Source organism: Marinomonas sp. UCMA 3892 (genome assembly GCF_012726345.1).
Taxonomy (GTDB): Bacteria; Pseudomonadota; Gammaproteobacteria; order Pseudomonadales; family Marinomonadaceae; genus Marinomonas.
In genome coordinates, this window is the sequence record NZ_PTXN01000002.1 from 37,709 (window position 1) to 56,682 (window position 18,974).

The window sequence follows — 18,974 nt, forward strand, 5'->3', positions numbered from 1 at the left end:
ATGTTTTGTTAGTTGCGAACAACACGATCGACCTTCCAATTTGTATACTTATAATTACTAAATTCTACCGGTTCACCATATTGAATCGACCTTCTTGCCATAGACTCGATTAAGATTTTTTTATTATTCTCAAGCCCATTCAACCAACTCATAGAAAAGTAAACGTTCTCTATATAGCTAAAAATCAATTCGACCAGTTTACTTGGAAGGTCACTATGATTAATGCTCATTAAAGATTCGACGAATTCAGCGCATTTCGTAAAACTTTTAGGCCATGAAAAAACTAAGGCATAACCATCTTTTGTATTCAAAGTATTAACTGCAATATTCTCTACAAATTTGACACCCGACGCCAAGGTTTGGATACGCTTGCCACTGGTAGTAAAGTCAGGTGAAAAACAACCTGAAACTGCAATGTCTAAATCACCAGTAAAGTAAACTGTTAGACTCTCAAAATCATCGTAAGCTTGAGACTTATGGCTTTTTTCATAAGTACTTAACGTTTCTTTAAAATCATCGATTCCTTTAAAAAAACCTTGCTTCATTGAGTTCAGGTTTCTCTGAAATTCAACTTGAGTTTCCACTGGCATACCTCGATCAACATATTGACTCATAAAAGGTAACCCTTTAAGTGAGCTGATTTTTTTGAAGTACTCTAAGGCTACAGCTCTATAGCCAGCGATAAAACTTTGACTTTTTGAGCCTCTATATAATTCATCTTCAATGGGGCTAAACATTGCCTTATCGTGTTTCGCACAGAATCCCTTGAAAGTAGACGCCTTTTGCCAACCTAATTTCAAAACTACATCTTTTCCATTCTGGTCTGTTCTGAAGCAATAAACATGATTTGATTCATCAGCTATCGACTTCAACGGCCCTTTCTTTTGAATTGTATGGGCGTCAATAATTTTGCTACTACAAGAACCATTAGATGCATCAGGATGCATGCACTCTTTATGGAATGTCTTTGATTTTAGTTCAGCAATAAGTCGGTTGATTGAGTACGCTTCTTCAATAGATCTATTTAAATGGCACTTTTTATATTTCTGACCAGATCCGCACCAACACGGCTCATTTCTACTAATTTTCCTCATATGTACCTTGTTGGAACTAATGCTTCAAACACCGACGCAGCTTTGCTGTGTCTGTATGCTTTTATTTGTTATATTTTTTTGGTTAACTCATTCATCTCATTCTTGGTTACATGTCTTCTTTCGTAGGTGTAAGACAATAACCCATCAACACTACCCAATATTTTTGGAGGCACAGAAATTTCATCATACGTTTCACAAACCGTCACCGTTGTTTTATTAGAAAGTGAATGAGATTCATGAAATATCCCTGAGGGTACTTCGTAAACTGAACCTTTTGAATAAACTGATTTTTTATTTATACTCTTTGAGCAGAATATGTTTGTTCTGTTAAGTATTGAATAATCACCTTCATATCGAGCTTCATAAATTAAATGTTCCTTACCGTTAACATCTATAACATACTCTTTGTTTTCAATTTCACCAGATAAAACCCAGCTCTTAAGATGAAAGAGATGATCATGAATCATCCAAGCTGGAGTCTGTTGATGACCTTTGTGATTAGGCCATATATGAACGCGAAGGCTTCTGCTTTCCCATCTAGCAACTCTGCACATTACAAAGCCTAGCGGATGCCATATAAAATTATAGTTTTCTTCAAGAAGGCTCTCAATTAAATCATTGGGGCAGATTTCATGATTGTTTAGTGCCTCAACCCAATCTGTATTTTTAAGGCTGTGTATATTCATGAGTAAGGATCTTCTGGTACATTAACGCACTTTACAACGTATTCTAAGTCCAACTCCTCACAATCGATTTCATTCACAACTCCAATTTCAATCGCAAGGTCTTTGATGTTACTTGTGTTCAAATCGCCATCTAATGGTATTTTTTTGTTATATGAAACTCTTTTCGATTGGCGCTCACTTAATCTTGAATCATCAATATATGAATCATAAAAATATGTTGACTTATCAGCTTTAAGACCTGCCGCCTCACTATCTTCCTTTGTTACGATGACATATTGATCCGATATATCAAATCTAAAAGCTGAGAAATGATTTACTAAATATATTTCTATTCTTAATAATGGTTCTTCATGCTTATATCTCAGCGCAGATATTACCGTTGCTACTACTTCTTCTTTAACTTTACTTTTTGTCCAGAGACTACCATTTTTTGCGGATTTTAAACTTCTTCTATAAGTTGCATATTCATCACAAAGTAAATCATTACTTGGATCCAGAAGAATAATCCTTATATCTCGACCGATTCCTTCTTGTCTTGCAGACTTTGCCATCATGGGAAGTGTCGTAGAACGAGTATACCTTCCGCAAGCACCTTTATATATCCAAGTCCTAGAATCAGAAGTGGCTTTCTTTAAAAGCGGGCCAATCTCTTTTGGATCTATAACATCCATAACAGATTTTTTAACGATATCTGGAGTTACCCAAAATACAAAACCACCAATGAGAACAGAAACTAACAGTGATATAGAAAACCCATCCAATACTAATGCTAAAAATTTGAGAAAACTTGCCTCAAGTGAGTTATCAAACTGCGGCAAAACTAAATACCTTAGAATAACTGAGATAAAAAAAAGTAATCCTACAAGCCCATAAAATACATTTCGGTAATGCTTCTTTTTTAAGATGGATTCCAATTTTTTCTCCTGATATATAACAATTAATGGTTATACAGCAGCGTAGCTGCGGCTATAACCCACTTTTGAACGGCTGCGTTGTCTATGTAGGGGATTGGCTTTTTTCATGGTGGGACTTCCCTGTTATATAACTCGCTAAAACCTAAGCCTATTTGGACGATGCCGCTTCAGATCGTCTTTGATCGCCGCTATGTTGGTTCTTTATTTATTCTTTTGTAGCGCGATTTGACCCGCGAGGCAAGCTATTACCTCAGACCCTATGACCTGACCCGCTTTCAAGGCAATGTATATATGCCTAACTAAATGGAAGAAAATTTATGACGTTATCGGGCTGACACCGCGATCTCCAAAAATGTCTTTACTCAAACCCCGGTGGGTATTTTTCCGATACTTCTTTAATAAGCTCTTTGACTTTTTTAATGGCGAGGGTGAGCTGTCCATGGGGGGACATAGATAATGCTAGGTATCGTTTTATGCCCGGTGCAATGATGCGGGAAACAGATAAACCCAATAGATTACGCGCGGATTCACTGGCGTAAGCGCCTAGCATTGCATAACATTTATCAGAAGCGACCGCATGGGTCTGGAGGGATAAAGAGTCAGCTTCCAGTACCACATTAAGTTCTATGTCATATCGTCTTGCTAATACGTCCAACCTATCTCGCCAGCTACTAGGACGGCAAAATAGAGTTAATGGAATGCCATTTATTTCGCTGAATTCTATGGTTGGATTGGCGGTCAATGGATCATTCGGTGGGCCGACTAAAAAAGTTGCGGTATCACGTAAATATATATCGCCACCTTTGTCATCAATGGAATGTCGAAACAGTAATGCCAGATCAACACGCCCTTCTTCTAACCAGTTTTCTAATTGATTGCCCTGTGCTTCTCGCACTTCAAGCTGTATTCCTGGATAGCGCTCTTTGGCAAGTTTATAGACTTCACTTAACCAAGGCGCGGCAGTGGAAGGCAAGATTGCCAGTCTCACTTTACCAATAGGAATACCCGAGGTATTTCGAATGCTGTTTTGCAGCTGCTCGGTATGCTGTAGCCAGCTCCTTACCTCGGGTTCTATGCGCTTCCCTAAATCTGTCAGTTCGACCCCTCTGCCCGTGCGAATGAATAGCTGACAATTAAACGCCTCTTCAATTGTCTTCATTTGGCGGCTCACTTGCGGTTGGCTAATTCCGTGAAGTGAAGCCACTTTACTCAAGCTACCCAGTTCGCAAACATCGACAAAGGTTTTCCAAACTTCGTAATTCATGCTCTACAACCTATACATTTAATACATATCAGAAATACTACTTACACAGTATTCACATAGCAAAACAAATTCTATGCTGATTTACGTGCTCTTAACCCAAACAGAGCAACATTAAACCAACAACATAATAACTATAGGTAATTCTGATGAGTAAAATTGATATAGACCTTCGTGGACTGAACCCAGCACCTGTTACACCTTTTAATCGCGATGGCACTGTCGACTATAAGGCAATTCACAAACTTGGTTCATGGCTGAAAAGTGTTGATGGCGTCAAAAGTCTTACTGTTTTGGGACATGCTGGTGAAGGCACATTCCTATCTGAAAAAGAACAAATGAAAGTAATCGAAGCATTTGTTGAATCGGTTAATGACGAAATTCTAATTATTGCAGGTATCACTAGAGAAGGTACTGAAGTCGCTGCAGCTGAATGTCGTAACGCAGTTGAAGCAGGTGCAAAAGCAGGTTTGTTGTACCCTTCACATGGTTGGCTGCGTTTTGGTTATCAAAAAGGAGCGCCACAAGATAAATACAAAGTTTGCTACGAAGAAAGTGGCTTACCGCTGATCTTGTTCCAATACCCAGATGCTACTAAATGTACCTATGATCTAGAAACACAGCTTGAAATTTCTGCTCAGCCTGGTGTTTTTGCAATGAAAAACGGCGTGCGAAATATGAAAAGATGGGACACAGAAATCCCAGTAATTCGTGCAGAACGCCCTGATCTACAAATACTAAGCTGCCATGACGAATACCTATTGCACACTATGTTTGATGTAGATGGTCTTTTGGTTGGTTACGGCAACGTGGCTCCAGAGCTATTGGTCAAACTTATCGAAGCAGGCAAAGCCAAAGATTATCCTGCGGCAAGAGCCATTCATGATCAACTTTTGCCAGTTACTAAAAATGTGTACCACCGCGGATCGCACATGGAAGGTACAGTAGCATTGAAACACGCCTTGGTGGCACGCGGCATTTTGGAACACGCTACCGTACGTTCTCCGCTACTACCGCTTGCGGAAGGGGCAGATGTTGAGATCGCGGACGCATTACGTGCAGCGGGTATAATTTAATAGCAAAATTATATCACCTTAAATACACTGAAATTCATTTTCATAGAGGGCGGTCACGGCCGGCCGCCCTTAATTAAGGAGAACAAGATAATGAAAATAACAAATAAGTTTTCTGTACTTACTTCGGCTCTTATCATTACGAGTGCTCTTTCACTACCCACCCAAGCTGAAGAATTAAAACTAGGTGCCATGCCAGTAGGATCTGGTTGGTATGTTGGTGCTGCTGCTATCCAAAGGATGGCACAAGAAAAAGATTCTAAATTAGACATTGAAATCATTGCCCGTGGCGGCGGTGTTGCTAACCCTATGGTGGTTGAATCAGGTAAGGCTGACATTGCCCTATCCAACGTTGCCACTTCGCGCTGGGCTTCCGAAGGCATGTTGTTATACAAAGGAAATTCAGCCACTCATATTCGCTCTTTGGTCGGTGGCCTCAACCCTGTTTATATCGGTGCCATCGTTCGCAAAGATTATATGGAGGAAAATGGTTTCAAGACATTAGATGATATTTTGAAATCCGATCGTCCAGTAAACATCATGATGAAGCCAGCTGGCTCCAATATTCCTCCCGTTGTGGAAGCCATTCTCGCTGCATATGGTTTAGATAGAGATAAAATTAAGTCCCAAGGCGGCAGTATTCTCCAAGTGGATTCCTCACAAATGTCCGGATTAATCAGAGATAAACGGGTAGATCTTTATTTCGATACGATTTTACAAGGACACCCGTCTATTACTGAAATCAGTTTAACTGGTGGCATTGAGTTCTTAGACATGTCAGAAAGAGCGTTGGACGTAATGGCCTCGCTAGGCCTACAAAAAGGCAGCTATGGAAAATGGTTTGACGCGCAAACTGGCAGCAATATTGGCGGAGACTTTGGTACACATTTAATTGCCAGCTCTAAAATGAGTGATGATACCGCTTATGCCATCACTAAAATTGTTATTGAAAATATGGATCAGCTAAGCAATGACTTTAAAGCTTGGAAAGCATTTAAGCTTGAAGATGCGGCTAAGCCGGAAAAAAATGGCATTCGTTTGCATCCAGGCGCCATTCGTTACTACAAAGAAATCGGCCTGTTAAAATAATGTCGTGCTAGCCTCAACAATAAATATAAAAATCAGGTGTAAAAGATGCAAAAACTTGTTCGTAGATACATGCTAGATCCTTGTGCTTGGTTAGCACTCGGGTTAATAGCTTACCAGTACTGGATTTTATTTAATCCAGACCTCCCCTTAGTCGAGCGTGCAACGCATTTAGTACTGACTTTAGCGATCGCTTTTCTTTCAACACCCTTTTTAAAATCCAATCCCTCATCAACACTAAACAAAGTTATTGCCGTAGCCATGTTTGCTTTGGTCGTTGTTGTTGGCTGTTACTACTTTTTTGAAAGCGGTAGACTGTCGAGCCGAATTGAAAATGTCTCACCAATTGAAACTTATGACATTGTGATTTGCACCATTCTGGTCGGCCTACTATTAGAAGCAGTACGAAGAACCGTTGGCTATGTGCTGCTCATTGTTATTGTTCTGTTTCTACTTTACGGCGTGTTTGGCTATTTATTACCAGGGCAAATGGGCTTTAGTAATATTTCGTGGACCGAGTGGAGCGAGATTTTTGGCATGACAACCAGTGGCATTTTGGGGGTCACCACAGCCACGTCTACCAACTTCATTTTTTACTTCATCGTCTTTGGCGTAGTGTACAGTTCCGTTGGCGGTGGACGACTCTTTATAGAGTTGGCCATTAAATTGGTGGGTAAATCCAAAGGCGGTGGTGCCAAAGTCGCCATTATTGGATCTAGCTTAATGGGCACCATTTCTGGTAGTGCGGTAGCAAACGTCACGGCGACTGGTGTATTTACCATCCCATTGATGAAAAGAACGGGCATCAAACCAGAAAAAGCCGCAGCCTATGAAGCCATTGCTTCAACTGGCGGTCAACTTATGCCACCCATCATGGGGATCGCTGCCTTCGTAATGGCAGAGATGCTAGCTACCTCTTACACCAACATCGCACTCGCGGGTATTTTCCCAGCGCTTGCCTTTTACTTTTCACTGTTTGTTTTTGCCGGAATCCATGCCAGAAAAACCAACACTGGCACGCTTAACGATGAAGATATAAACGAAATCAAATCTATCTTCCCAAGATTAAACATGCTGTTGCCTCCTGTTGTATTGGTGGCTGGTTTGATGATGGGCTATTCCGCGCAAATCTCTGTTTTCTGGGCCACAATAACCTGCTTTATCGCGCCATTTTTAAGCAAAAAAACCCGCTACGACCTAAAAACCCTACCGCAAATGGTACTGGACTCTGGTATTCAAGCGGCAAAAATTGCTTGCCCTATCATGGCTATAGGAATAGTTGTATCGGTCGCAATACAATCTAACTTAGCACTAAAATTTGCTTCAGGACTCATTGATATTGGTGGTGGTTCTTACACGGTTTCTTTAATCATGATTGTGCTTGGCTGCATCATCATGGGTATGGGGCTTCCTACTGTTGCAGCGTACATCATTGGCGCTGTACTCTATGTTCCAGCACTTAAAGAGCTAGGTGTTAGTGAGCTACAAGCGCATTTCTTTGTTATGTATTTTTGCGTCCTTTCGATGGTAACACCGCCGGTATCATTGGCGTCTTTTGCCGCGGCCGGCGTTGCTAACACAGATGCCATGAGAACCAGTGTGGAAGCCTTTAAAATCTGTGCAGTAGCCTTCCTCATTCCATTCGCCTTCCTTGCCGACCCAGCGTTACTGTTTGTAGGAAGCTACATAGACATTTTATTTGCAGGCGCCGGCTTGATCTTTTCAACCGTCATCTGGGCAATTGGTGTCATAGGATTTGCGAAAAGAAGAATGAATCTAGTTGAACGCATCATCATGATGGCATGCGGATTCTTCGCGATGATCTCTCAAACAGCAAGCAACATGTGGTTGATCGCCATTGGAACCAGCATTGCTTATTTGGTCTATCATTGGTTAACAAAAAATAAGGAACCCGCATTAGCACATTCCTTAAATCACACTAAATAACTGGCCTACTTCAGGACGGGACAACATGACCTACAAAAAAGCCCTTTCAGATTGAAAGGGCTTTTTTCATGGAGCGGACAATGACTTTATAACTTGCCATTGAGATACTGAATCTCGCCGTGTGCAAAACTCCAGTCAACATCTGTATTGGTCATAATAGAGATCAATAAATCTTTTGGGTCTAATCCGCAGTTGGCATGTAGCTTTTCCGCCATTAACTCGCAGAACTTCTTTTTCATGACCGTTGCTCGAGGACTTGTGAACACTTGAATCGCAATGGCATCGTCTGTTCGTTCAAACCCCAACCCCGTGTCTAGTAGAACCATGCGACCAGGTTTGTGTTCAGTGACAATTTGATATCTGTCTCTTTCAGGCACTTCGAACGCGCTAACGACACATTCCTGCACGGTATCCATTAACACACGAAGATCTTCTTCATTACGGCCTTCAGTGACATCTATACGTACTAGGGGCATATTCAATCCTTATTGCATTTAGGTGAGAATGAGCGGATTTTTGTCGATAAAACCCGTCTATTTAAAAGCTGACCCACGCTGTAATTCACAGTCAAATACCGTAAACCAGATTAAGATTGGCTAAACAAGGCCAGCATCGGAATCCGCTTGGGGGCAACAGTCTATGACCGTCTTGAACTTGCTCTCGTCTTGATCAGTAAGGAAATTCCGTTTAGAAGTGAAAGGTCGAAGTAATAAACTGTGTACACATACCTTCTATCGACCAGCTATTGTCCGTGTATGGAGCAAGCTACTCAGTTTCATACGGCGATATTAGAAAATTGGATCAATATTCAGAAATTTTTTCTAACGCTAGGTTTGTTTGTTACTTACTGCCGCCTAGATCTTAATCTCAGAAATCAGGGCCAAACTCCTTAGGAGTAAGGCAAACACCAAGAGCGAGGTCAAACGGCAATCTAAAGCAGTCAAGTTGAGTTATGGCATTTGCTTATGTTTCATTTTCTGTCAATTCAAGCTGTCTTTCACTTCGCCAGACGCGTATGAGCACGATCTCTTTAACTTGCCTGAGGTAGACAACCCGAAATGGCGCGTGAATCAATTCACGAATGTGGTCCATGTTGAATTCAGGAACAATTCGTCCTACATCAGGGTGAATTTGAAGCATGCCGCAATGCTTCAAGATAGCAGTGACGAAGTCCTCACCGATATGCGGCACTCCCTCCTCTCGGTAATACTTCTGAATCGCTTGTAAATCTTCAAGAGCAAACTGTGCAATGCGTAATTCCATTTATTTGATACCCAAGGTTTTCTTGGCGTCCTCCAAGGATACGGTGTTGCCTTCACGAGCATCCATTAGTCCCTGCGCCACAGCTTTTACAAATCGCAATTCCTCTGCGGTTTTCTCATAATCTTCAAGCCCCTGAACCACCGCTACGCCGCGGCCGCGACTGGTAAGCAAAATTGGGCGATGCGTTTCCTGTGTTCGACCAACTACCTTTCCGGGATTGATCTTAAGGTCTGATAGAGGAATAACATCCTCGGAAAATTTAATCTGCATAGTGACTTCCTAGCGAGCAATCAAGTGCTATTAATAGCACCCGTTAGCAGGTGCGGTCAAGGAGCAACCCAAAGCTCAGAAGAGCCAAAGTTATAACCCCTCCCTCGCCCTCCCCTTGGAAGACATAAGGGGAGGGAATAATTACGTTAATGCGGAGCAAGGCGAACACCAAGAGCGAGGTCAAACGACAGTGTCGAGCGGTGGTGTTTGTCTTGCTCCTGCTACCAAACGACCTAGATGCGAGCCTTCTCTTCACTTAAAGCGTTGTTGATTTCTTTCCAAGTCAGTCCACTGCCCTTTTTGTTGGGCGTTTGAGTTTGGGTCACTTGGATGATTTGCCCTGCGATGGAGATGGCGATTTCGAAGGGCTTTTTGCCTGCGATTTCATCCAGCCCAACGGGGCAATGCACTGAGTCAATTTCCGCTTGGCTGAAGGAGGCACTGACAAGACGTTTTTTGAAGCGTAATGCTTTGGTTTTCGAGCCGATTAAGCCGATGAAACGGCAGTCTTTTCGGTCTAATAAGGCTTCCACCAATTGATAATCCAAGGCGTGGTCATGGGTCATCACCAACGCGATTTCGTTGTGACTCATGTGGTCGATGTGTTCCAACATGGACTCATACAAGAAAGGCGTGACGTTGCTCGGTAGAGCTTTGATGCTGTGATCTTGAGCAAGGTTTTCACGGCTGTCGACCCAAGAGATTTTCGCCTGCATGTTACCCAAGACATTGACCAAGGTGGTCGCCACATGACCCATTCCAAAAATGGTGATCTTAGTGGCGGGCTCTGGAAAATACTCTAGCAACACACTGACCGTGCCGCCGCAACATTGATTGGTCTTGGCGGCGAGCGGAAAGTTTTCCAACACATGAGAAGGCGAAGACGCGTCTTGCAGCATAGCACGGGCTTTTTGGCAGACAGCGTATTCCAGCTGTCCACCGCCAATGGTATCGAAGCTGTGCTCCGCGGTAATAATCATCTTGCTGGATGATTCCCGCGGTGCGGAACCTTGGGTGCCAATTACAGTGGCGATTACCCAAGCTTGCCCTGCTTTTTCCACTTCCTGCAAGGCATGAACCCAACTCATGGAAGACATCATAGGCTTGCGTCCTTAGCTTGCGCCATGTGGTTTTTTGCAGCTTTCATGGCATAAAACACAGCTTCTGGTGTGGCTGGCACCGCCAATGGTGGCGAGAAGGTGTAATCAGCTAAAGAAGCACAGGCGTCTTTTAGCGCGCACCAAACCGAGATGCCTAACATCAGTGGTGGTTCACCCACAGCTTTTGAACGGTATACCGATTCTTCACTATTAGGGCGATCAAACAATTTAACCGTGAACTTTTCAGGAATATCCGCTGATGTTGGAATTTTATAATTGGCTGGGCTGTTGGTGGTGATGCGGCCTTTTTCATCCCAGCTCAGTTCTTCCGAGGTGAGCCAGCCCATGCCTTGAACAAACGCGCCTTCAATCTGACCAATGTCCAAATCCGCATTAATCGAGTCCCCCACATCATGCAAAATATCCACTTGGGTAACTTTGTATTCCCCTGTGAAAGTATCGACAATCACTTCAGAAACCGCCGCACCATTGGCGTAATACAAGAATGGACGACCTTTTGCGGCTTTGCGGTCATAACCGATTTTCGGTGTTTTATAAAACCCGGTAGACGACAAAGACACGCGATTCATGTAGGCCAATTTAATGAATTCAGGGAAGTTCATAGTTTCACCGCCTAAAATCACTTGATCATTCTCGATCGCAAATTCCTCCACAGCAATGCCGAAATGTTCCATGGCAAATTCTTGCAAGCGGGTTTTGATCGTCATAGCCGCATCCAAAGCCGCCATGCCGTTCAAATCGGTTCCTGCTGATGCCGCGGTTGGTGAAGCATTAGGCACTTTATCGGTACGAGTAGAACCAACATTGACCCGCTGATAATCGATACCAAAGGCTTTGGCGACAATTTGCGCTACCTTGGTATAAAGCCCCTGCCCCATTTCCGTTCCACCATGGCTCACGTGCGCACTGCCATCCGTGTAGATGTGTAACAAAGCACCACCTTGGTTCAGGTGTTTGGAAGTGAAGGAAATGCCAAATTTCACTGGTGTCAGCGCCAAGCCTTTTTTCACAAAAGGACTTTGCTTGTTGAAGGCTTTTATTGCGTCTCGACGAGCACGATAGTCGGAGCTTTGTTCCAGTTCTTCGATCAGACTGAGCAAAACATCGTCTTCGATTTTTTGTCCGTAGGGAGTGGTGTTTTTCTCCCCTTGATAGCAGTTCAGCTTACGAATATCTAAGGCGTCTTTACCAACGGCGCAGGCGATTTCTTCAATGACATTTTCCGCTAAGATCACGCCTTTAGGGCCACCAAAGCCACGGAATGCTGTATTGGAAACCGTATGGGTTTTACCTCGATAACCGCTGATTCGAGCATTTGGAAGGAAGTAAGCATTATCCGCATGGAACATAGCGCGATCCACCACGCCGTCCGACAAATCGGCCGTACAGCCGCATTTACCGACCATGTCGTATTCCGCTGCGAGTATCTCCCCTTCATCGGAAAAGCCCACTTGGTAGCTGTTCCAGAAGTCATGACGTTTGCCCGTTTGCACCATGTCATCTTGGCGCGGCATACGGTATTTTACTGGGCAGCCATTTCGCACCGCCAGCACCGCAGCCATGCAGCTGAGCACAGCCGCTTGGGATTCTTTACCACCAAAGCCACCGCCCATACGGCGCACTTCAACCAGCACTTGCGCCACTGGCAAACCAAGTACCCGCGCCACCAGTTTTTGCACTTCGGCAGGATGCTGGGACGATGCATAAACTTGCACGCCGCCATCTTCATTTGGCACGGCGACACTGATTTGACCTTCTAAATAGAAGTGCTCTTGGCCTTTGATATACAGATCGGATTTCAGTTTGTTTGGTGCTTTGGCAAGCGCTGTTTCTGCATCGCCACAACTAATGGTGTGAGTGGGCAACACAAACTCTTGGCGTTCCAAGGATTGACGAGGATGCAAGGTGGCTTCGCGAGGTTTGTACTCTATTTCCGCCAAAGCAACCGCTTGTTTAGCCGCACGCAAACTGGTGGCCGCCACAGCAAAAACCGCTTGTCCGATAAAGTGTACGAAATCGCCTGCCAATAAAAGATCACCGCTTAATACGGGTGACACGTCCACTTCACCGGGAATGTCCGCTTGCACGATCACATCCACTACGCCTGGGTAGGCGCGCACCTTGTCTAGATTAATAGACACAATGTCCGCATGCGCTTCGGTAGAAAGCCCCGTGGCAACAAACAATTCATTTGGCCATTCGGGCATATCATCAATATAAACCGCTTGGCCAGTTACGTGTTTGATCGCCGATTCATGAACAGGTAGCAGACCGTTTTTCGTCGTGATATTAAAATCCTGTGGCAGTTTACGCATGAGTGCTTGCCTCCATGTCTGTCGATAGCGAGGCATCATTAAAAGGATGACCAGAGAAAGTCATCACATTCGTGCCATTTAATTCCAACCAGGCTTTATGCACTAGGTTACAAGCCATATCGAGACGATACTCAGCACTCGCGCGCATGTCGCTCATTGGTGTAAGTTCGCTGCGCAGTGCTGCAATGGCTTGGTGTAAGGCTTGCTCGTCATTAAGCGTTTTGCCTTGCAGCGCCGCTTCTGCTTTCATCCCACGAATCGGCGTCGCCGCCATGCCACCAAAAGCTAAACGTACGTCCGTTAATACACCGTCTTTCTCTTCAAATCGAACCGCTAACATCACGCTGGAAATATCATCTTCCATGCGTTTGGAGACTTTATAAAAACGGTGGAATTGCGCGAGTTTATCAAGAGGCAAATCGAACGAAGCGATCATCTCATCGTCCGCTAATTGGGTTTGTTTGTAGCCTTGGTAAAAGTCAGCAATATTGACAACTCGGGTACTACCGTCGTTTTTCAGTAGTTGAATATCCGCATCAAACGCCAGCAATAGCGGCGGTAAATCAGCAATTGGGGAAGCGTTCGCCACGTTGCCGCCTATCGTTCCACGGTTACGAATTTGGCGAGAAGCGATTCGGCTGAGTAAAGCGAAAATATGCGGATACAGAGTTTTACTGAAACTTTCCAGTTCACTATAGGTTACGGATGCACCAACACTCAACGTACTTTCACCTATGTGGATATGCTTTAGTTCTGACACGCAGGATACGTCTATAAAAGTACCAAAGTCACGATAACGCTGTGTATTTTCTAGCATCAAATCCGTCCCACCCGCGATCAACTCCGCCTCAGGATAAGATGTCAGCGCATGAGCCAGCTGCTCTAAATCTGTGGGTTGTAAATAATTGCTGCTGCCACGATTATCTGCCTGTAGGTTTTCAAGTAGGACTTTAATACCACTATTTTTACTCATCAGTTCAATAAAAGGCGTTTCTTTAGACTCTTGCACCTTAATCATAGACAAACCTGCATCAATGATCGGGCGATAACCAGTGCAACGACACAAGTTACCCGATATCGCATCACAGACAGCTTCGCGATCAATGGGTTGATCTGCATTCTGTTTGTTTTCGTATAGACCCGCCAAAGACAACACAAAACCCGGTGTACAAAAACCGCACTGAGAGCCATGAGATTCCACCATGGCTTGCTGGGCTGGGTGCAATTCCCCTACCTTAGATAAGTACTCAATCGAAACAACATGCTTACCCGCCAAGGCTTGCATTGGTGTAATGCAAGAATTAAGAGTCGAATAGGTTAATTCTCCGCCCTCCACAGCCCCAACAAGAAGCGTGCATGCACCACAATCGCCCGAAGCGCAGCCTTCCTTTGTTCCCGTTAATCCACGCTTTTCTCTTAGGTAACGCAAAGCGGTAAAGTCACTAGGGAGCGTGCTTTCGTCGATGAGCTCATCGTTTAGTATAAATTTCAAAGCGCTCTCCTTATTTTAAATAATGTCTATGATGGTGGTTATAATGATAGTTGAAATGCAAAAACCTGACCAATCGTACAAATTATTAATTAAAAACTAATATTGTTCCCTGAACAATCAATTTTGCAATGCAAAACGCGTTACCTACCAATCGAAACATGAATAAATGGCACAAAAAGCCATGACTCAGGCTTCTTACGGTAAATATAACTTGGATCTGAATCAGCCTTGTATATGCTATCCATTAGCAAACAAAGCAGAGATGCTGTTGATAAAAAGTTCACATTAAAAGTGCTTTAATACTACACCTATATCGAGCGAGAAAAATCAGGACATGTAAACGAAACAGTATTTTTCACGTTATAGTAAATATTATTTATTTTTCAACAATCTATTGGCTTTATACTGGTATAACTAAGCATGCACTTGTTGTACACATACTATTTGGCTTGTTAAGAGGTCGAGATGACACCATCAAAAAATGGGCTGAAAGCCATCGCAGTTATAGAAGCGCTAAAAGGCTTAATGTCTCTGATCGTAGGGTTAGGAATCCATGTATTAGCTGGCGAGAATTTACAAAAAATAGCTGAATCCATCGTCTCTCACGCTCATCTAAATCCTGCAAGTCATTTTCCAAGTATTTTCCTCCATGCTGCGAGTTCAATAACAGACAGCAATATGAGCCTGATTGCTTTGGGTGCCCTAGCTTATTCTCTGGTGCGATTCGTTGAAGCCTATGGCTTATGGAAGGCGTTTGTATGGACTGAATGGTTTGCCTTGGTAAGTGGGGCAATCTATTTACCATTTGAAATCTATGAAATAATTTTTCACCCGCACATTTTAACTATCGGTGTATTCTTGCTAAATGTCATAGTGGTTTGCTACATGGCGAATGTGCTTTACAGTAAACGAAAAAAAGAAGCCGCATCGCTGCTGCCCCGTAAAACTCCATAGAACTGGATTTAATAACTACCCTCTATTTCCATGTAAACCATCTTTCCGTCACTGCCCACCGTGTCATCCAATATCTCTTTTTTAATGCACCATTTTGTTTCACACTCTCTATATAGCGCCTTACAAGCCTTACTACCCGAAGCCTTATATTTTATTTTTTAATATAAAATTCAATCAGTTAAATAAAAAATTACATTTTCAATAAAATTTGGAACAAATGTTGCTAAATCATAACAATGTGAAACAAGCGGGTCTTTAGTCCCTATTAATTGTATGGAGCATGTTTATGAAAGCGGCAAAAAAAACAGCAATCCGATTGACTCTTTTAGCCAGTCTCATCTCAAGTACTTCTGTCATGGCGGCAGATCAAGTGACGTTTCAATTAGACTGGCTACCAGGCGGTGATAAAGCGCCTGTTTATGTGGGTATTCAACAAGGTTTTTTTGCTGATGAAGACTTGGAAATCAAGATCGCCAGCGGTCGCGGCTCTACCGATGCGTTGACTAAAATGGCAACAGGCCAATCTGATATTGGTAGTTCTGATATTGGTGCATTGATGGCAGCAAAAGCACAAGCAGATGTACCTGTAGTCGCTGTCTTCCCATACTTCACCCAAGCTCCTCATGCGTTCTTTGTGCTGAAAAGCAGCGGCATTAAGTCCATTAAAGATTTGAAAGGCAAAAAAGTCGCGACTTCGCCTTTCACTTCATCAAATGCTTTCTTGCCTTTGGTATTGAAACAAAATGGTTTGAGCGAAAGCGATATTAAATTAGTGAAATCGGATCCAGGTGCCTTGGCTCCCATGATGATTACCGGCAGTACAGATGCCATTATTGCTTGGGTTACCAATACAGCACTTTATGACGCACAAGCAAAAGGCGCGGGTAAAGAGCTAATCGAAATGCCTTGGTCGAATTCTGGTTTGTCCCTTTATAGTTCATCTGTTTTAGCCTCTGAACGCTTTTTAGAAGAACGTCCAGATGTGGCGAAACGCTTTATAAAAGCCTTTGCCAAGTCCATTGAATTCACTTACGCAAATCCAGATCAAGCCGGTATCGACCTGCACAAAATGGTACCAGAGGTGGACGCCAGCATTGTCTCTGCACAAATTAAGAGCATTTATAATTTGGTGTACAACGATGTCACGACAAAAGATGGCTTCGGTAATTTCACCGACGAACGCATTCAAAAAACATGGGAATACGTGGCGGAAGCAAATGGTTTAAAAATGGATGCTATCGATCCAGAAACCGCAGTAAACAGCAGCTTTAAACCGGAGTAATAAGATGGAAAACAGCGCTAAAGCGGCAGCCTACGTCAGTATGAAAAACGTGGGTCATAAATACGATCCTCGCCCAGAAACACCAATGGTAGTGCAAGGTATTAACCTCGACATCCACCGTCACGAGTTTGTGGCGGTGGTAGGGCCTTCCGGTTGTGGTAAATCGACACTGTTGCGCATGGTGGCAGGGTTGTTAATTCCGTCTCATGGTGAAGTATCAGTATTTAATCTGCCAGTCACCGAACCTCGTGATGATGTGGGCATCGTTTTTCAAAAAGCCAACTTATTGCCTTGGCTAACAGTGCGTAAAAACGTTTTGTTTCCGCTCAAACACAAATACGGCAGTTACTCCGCCACTGATGAAAAACGCGCCAACGAGCTATTGGAAATGGCGGGCTTAACCCAGTTTGCTGACAAGATGCCAGACGAATTATCTGGTGGTATGCAACAACGTGTTGGCATTATTCGCGCGCTCTTGCTTAACCCAGACATTCTCCTAATGGATGAGCCGTTTTCGGCGCTGGATGCCTTAACACGCGAGCAAATTGGTTTTGATCTACTGGATATTTGGAAGAAAAATCCAAAAACCGTGTTGTTTATCACTCACTCCATTAGTGAAGCCGTTTTGTTATCTGATCGCATTTTGGTAATGAGCAAACGCCCCGGCACGGTTCTGGATTTGATCGAGGTGGATTTACCGCGTCCGCGTTCTTCGAAAACCATTAACTCCCCTCGTTTTGCTGAGCTAACCGATTTAATTAGAGGCTATATTTATGAACCAAACGTACCAGCCTAAATCTTGGCTTGCACATCAGGCAAACCGTTTCGCGCCTGGCTTGTTCTTTATCGGCCTTGTGCTGTTATGGGAATTAGTCTGTCGTTTTGGCAATGTGCCAAACTACATTCTGCCCTCTCCGTCCGCGATATTCATGGCGTTTTTTGATGTGGAATTTTCTCGTTGGCTAACGCATCTTTGGGCGACATTACGTGTTGCTTTGATGGGTTTTGCCTTGTCTATCGTGATTGCTATTCCACTGTCAATTGGCATGATGCGCTCTGAGCTAATGAACCGAGTGCTTTATCCTGCATTGATCGTGATTCAATCAACACCTGTGGTCGCGGTTGCGCCTTTGATTATTGTCTTGCTAGGTACAGACGATCCATCTCGCGTACTGATCACTTGCTTAATCACCTTCTTCCCTCTTGTTGTATCGACCACGACAGGCATGTTGGAAACCCCACCCGAAATGATCGAGCTAAGCCAGTCTTTACGCGCTCCACGCTACCGTGAAACCTGGCAGATTCGCATTCCTTATGCGATTCCACACATTTTCAGTGGCCTTCGTGTCTCTATCACCTTGGCGATTATCGGCGCTGTAGTAGCGGAATTTGTCGCCGCAGAGGAAGGATTGGGCTATTTCATTCAGTTCTCCACGTCTTTCTTTAAAATTCCACAAGCTTTTGCTGGACTCATTTTCTTGTCGGTTATTAGTTTGTTGCTGTTTAAATCGATTCAATGGATTCAGGCTTGGTGGTTTCCGTGGAGCCTTCCTAAGAAGAAATAGTTTGCGGTGATTGTGCTGTTAAATACCCTATTGAAGACTGGGAATAAATATGAAGCTTAATACAAAAGACACCGAATTTTTACGCCAAAGCTTTGCTCTTGCAGAGGAAGCCAAGCAACAAGGTATTCACCCGTTTGCGGCGATCTTGGTTGACGATGAAGACAATGTACTAATGACCCAAGTCAACGGCTACTTGCCAGATTTCGATATGACAGGTCATGCAGAGCGCAAGTTAATGACGCGCGCCAGCAAGGCGTATCGCCCTGATTTTCTGGCGAAATGCACCATGTATGTTTCCGCAGAACCCTGCGCGATGTGCGCAGGCTCCGCCTATTGGGCGGGACTTGGGCGTCTGGTATACGGATTAAGCGAAGACAGCTTAAAACAAATTACTGGCAATCATCCTGAAAATCCCACGTTGGCGTTACCTTGTCGCACTGTCTTTGAATCTGGTCAACGACAAGTGGAAGTCATTGGGCCTTGCCTTGAAGAAGAGGCCGCAAAATTGCATGAGGGGGTTTGGTAAATAAAAGCGTTAACTAAACAATAGCAACAACCGGAGTAGAAGCAGTCAGATGTTTTTCAGAAGAAATGCATCAGGTCATTGCTCCATTTTCCACTAGGCAAAACGTCTAGTTATTTTAAACCTAG

18 protein-coding genes are annotated in these 18,974 nt (G+C 43.6%); 8 read left to right on the forward strand and 10 right to left on the reverse strand.

From position 1 onward, the window contains the following. Positions 1–8 precede the first annotated feature (8 nt). The 4 genes from B6N13_RS03150 to B6N13_RS03165 form a co-directional block, all read right to left on the reverse strand. Entirely contained in the window at positions 9–947 is a 939-nt protein-coding gene (locus B6N13_RS03150) for a hypothetical protein (protein WP_248280219.1), read from the reverse strand. A 215-nt stretch (positions 948–1,162) separates the two neighbouring features. Continuing rightward, positions 1,163–1,780, reverse strand: a complete 618-nt coding sequence (locus tag B6N13_RS03155; RefSeq protein ID WP_169458467.1) for a hypothetical protein — start codon at positions 1,778–1,780, stop codon at positions 1,163–1,165. Then, a complete protein-coding gene (locus B6N13_RS03160) occupies positions 1,777–2,694 on the reverse strand; it encodes a hypothetical protein (RefSeq protein WP_169458468.1) in 918 nt (305 codons plus the stop codon). The genes B6N13_RS03155 and B6N13_RS03160 overlap by 4 nt, the downstream gene beginning before the upstream one ends. Positions 2,695–3,052: 358 nt before the next feature. Beyond that, positions 3,053–3,958 (reverse strand): LysR family transcriptional regulator, encoded by a 906-nt coding sequence (locus tag B6N13_RS03165; protein ID WP_012070371.1) that lies wholly within the window; start codon positions 3,956–3,958, stop codon positions 3,053–3,055. Between the two features lie 146 nt (positions 3,959–4,104). Between B6N13_RS03165 and B6N13_RS03170 the strand changes: the two genes are divergently transcribed. The 3 genes from B6N13_RS03170 (at position 4,105) to B6N13_RS03180 (ending at position 8,061) form a co-directional block, all read left to right on the forward strand. After that, positions 4,105–5,031 carry a dihydrodipicolinate synthase family protein gene (locus tag B6N13_RS03170; RefSeq protein ID WP_211172762.1) on the forward strand — a complete coding sequence of 309 codons (927 nt, stop codon included), beginning with the start codon at positions 4,105–4,107 and terminating at the stop codon, positions 5,029–5,031. A 90-nt stretch (positions 5,032–5,121) separates the two neighbouring features. Then, positions 5,122–6,117, forward strand: a complete 996-nt coding sequence (locus B6N13_RS03175) for a TAXI family TRAP transporter solute-binding subunit (RefSeq protein WP_169458469.1) — start codon at positions 5,122–5,124, stop codon at positions 6,115–6,117. A gap of 45 nt (positions 6,118–6,162) precedes the next feature. Further along, a complete protein-coding gene (locus B6N13_RS03180) occupies positions 6,163–8,061 on the forward strand; it encodes a TRAP transporter fused permease subunit (protein WP_169458470.1) in 1,899 nt (632 codons plus the stop codon). Positions 8,062–8,147: 86 nt separating this feature from the next. Here the strand turns inward: B6N13_RS03180 and B6N13_RS03185 are convergent, their stop codons facing one another. The 6 genes from B6N13_RS03185 to xdhA form a co-directional block, all read right to left on the reverse strand. Next, positions 8,148–8,537, reverse strand: coding sequence for a tautomerase family protein (locus B6N13_RS03185; RefSeq protein ID WP_169458471.1), 390 nt, complete (start codon positions 8,535–8,537; stop codon positions 8,148–8,150). A 487-nt stretch (positions 8,538–9,024) separates the two neighbouring features. After that, on the reverse strand, positions 9,025–9,324 hold the full coding sequence (locus B6N13_RS03190; protein WP_169458472.1) for a type II toxin-antitoxin system RelE/ParE family toxin: 300 nt from the start codon (positions 9,322–9,324) through the stop codon (positions 9,025–9,027). Next, entirely contained in the window at positions 9,325–9,594 is a 270-nt protein-coding gene (locus tag B6N13_RS03195) for a type II toxin-antitoxin system Phd/YefM family antitoxin (RefSeq protein ID WP_012070385.1), read from the reverse strand. It abuts the gene before it with no gap. 233 nt (positions 9,595–9,827) lie between these two features. Beyond that, positions 9,828–10,694 (reverse strand): xanthine dehydrogenase accessory protein XdhC, encoded by an 867-nt coding sequence (gene xdhC / locus B6N13_RS03200; RefSeq protein ID WP_169458473.1) that lies wholly within the window; start codon positions 10,692–10,694, stop codon positions 9,828–9,830. Beyond that, positions 10,691–13,030: a xanthine dehydrogenase molybdopterin binding subunit gene (gene xdhB, locus B6N13_RS03205; RefSeq protein WP_169458474.1), complete on the reverse strand. Its 2,340-nt coding sequence runs from the start codon at positions 13,028–13,030 to the stop codon at positions 10,691–10,693. The genes xdhC and xdhB overlap by 4 nt, the downstream gene beginning before the upstream one ends. Beyond that, positions 13,023–14,522 carry a xanthine dehydrogenase small subunit gene (xdhA, locus tag B6N13_RS03210; RefSeq protein ID WP_169458475.1) on the reverse strand — a complete coding sequence of 500 codons (1,500 nt, stop codon included), beginning with the start codon at positions 14,520–14,522 and terminating at the stop codon, positions 13,023–13,025. Before xdhA ends, xdhB begins: the two co-directional genes overlap by 8 nt. Before the next feature lie 465 nt (positions 14,523–14,987). On the opposite strand from xdhA, the gene B6N13_RS03215 reads away from it, so the two are divergent. From B6N13_RS03215 to B6N13_RS03235, 5 genes are all read left to right on the forward strand, one after another. Then, the gene (locus tag B6N13_RS03215) at positions 14,988–15,476 is read left to right on the forward strand and encodes a DUF2127 domain-containing protein (RefSeq protein ID WP_169458476.1); all 489 of its coding nucleotides are present in this window, start codon (positions 14,988–14,990) and stop codon (positions 15,474–15,476) included. A gap of 286 nt (positions 15,477–15,762) precedes the next feature. Further along, positions 15,763–16,758: an ABC transporter substrate-binding protein gene (locus B6N13_RS03220; protein ID WP_169458477.1), complete on the forward strand. Its 996-nt coding sequence runs from the start codon at positions 15,763–15,765 to the stop codon at positions 16,756–16,758. Between the two features lie 4 nt (positions 16,759–16,762). Beyond that, positions 16,763–17,554 carry an ABC transporter ATP-binding protein gene (locus B6N13_RS03225; RefSeq protein ID WP_169458478.1) on the forward strand — a complete coding sequence of 264 codons (792 nt, stop codon included), beginning with the start codon at positions 16,763–16,765 and terminating at the stop codon, positions 17,552–17,554. Continuing rightward, complete coding sequence (locus B6N13_RS03230) at positions 17,532–18,323, forward strand: ABC transporter permease (RefSeq protein ID WP_169458479.1); 792 nt, start codon at positions 17,532–17,534, stop codon at positions 18,321–18,323. The genes B6N13_RS03225 and B6N13_RS03230 overlap by 23 nt, the downstream gene beginning before the upstream one ends. Positions 18,324–18,372: 49 nt before the next feature. Beyond that, entirely contained in the window at positions 18,373–18,849 is a 477-nt protein-coding gene (locus B6N13_RS03235) for a nucleoside deaminase (protein ID WP_012070393.1), read from the forward strand. Positions 18,850–18,974: the final 125 nt, after the last annotated feature.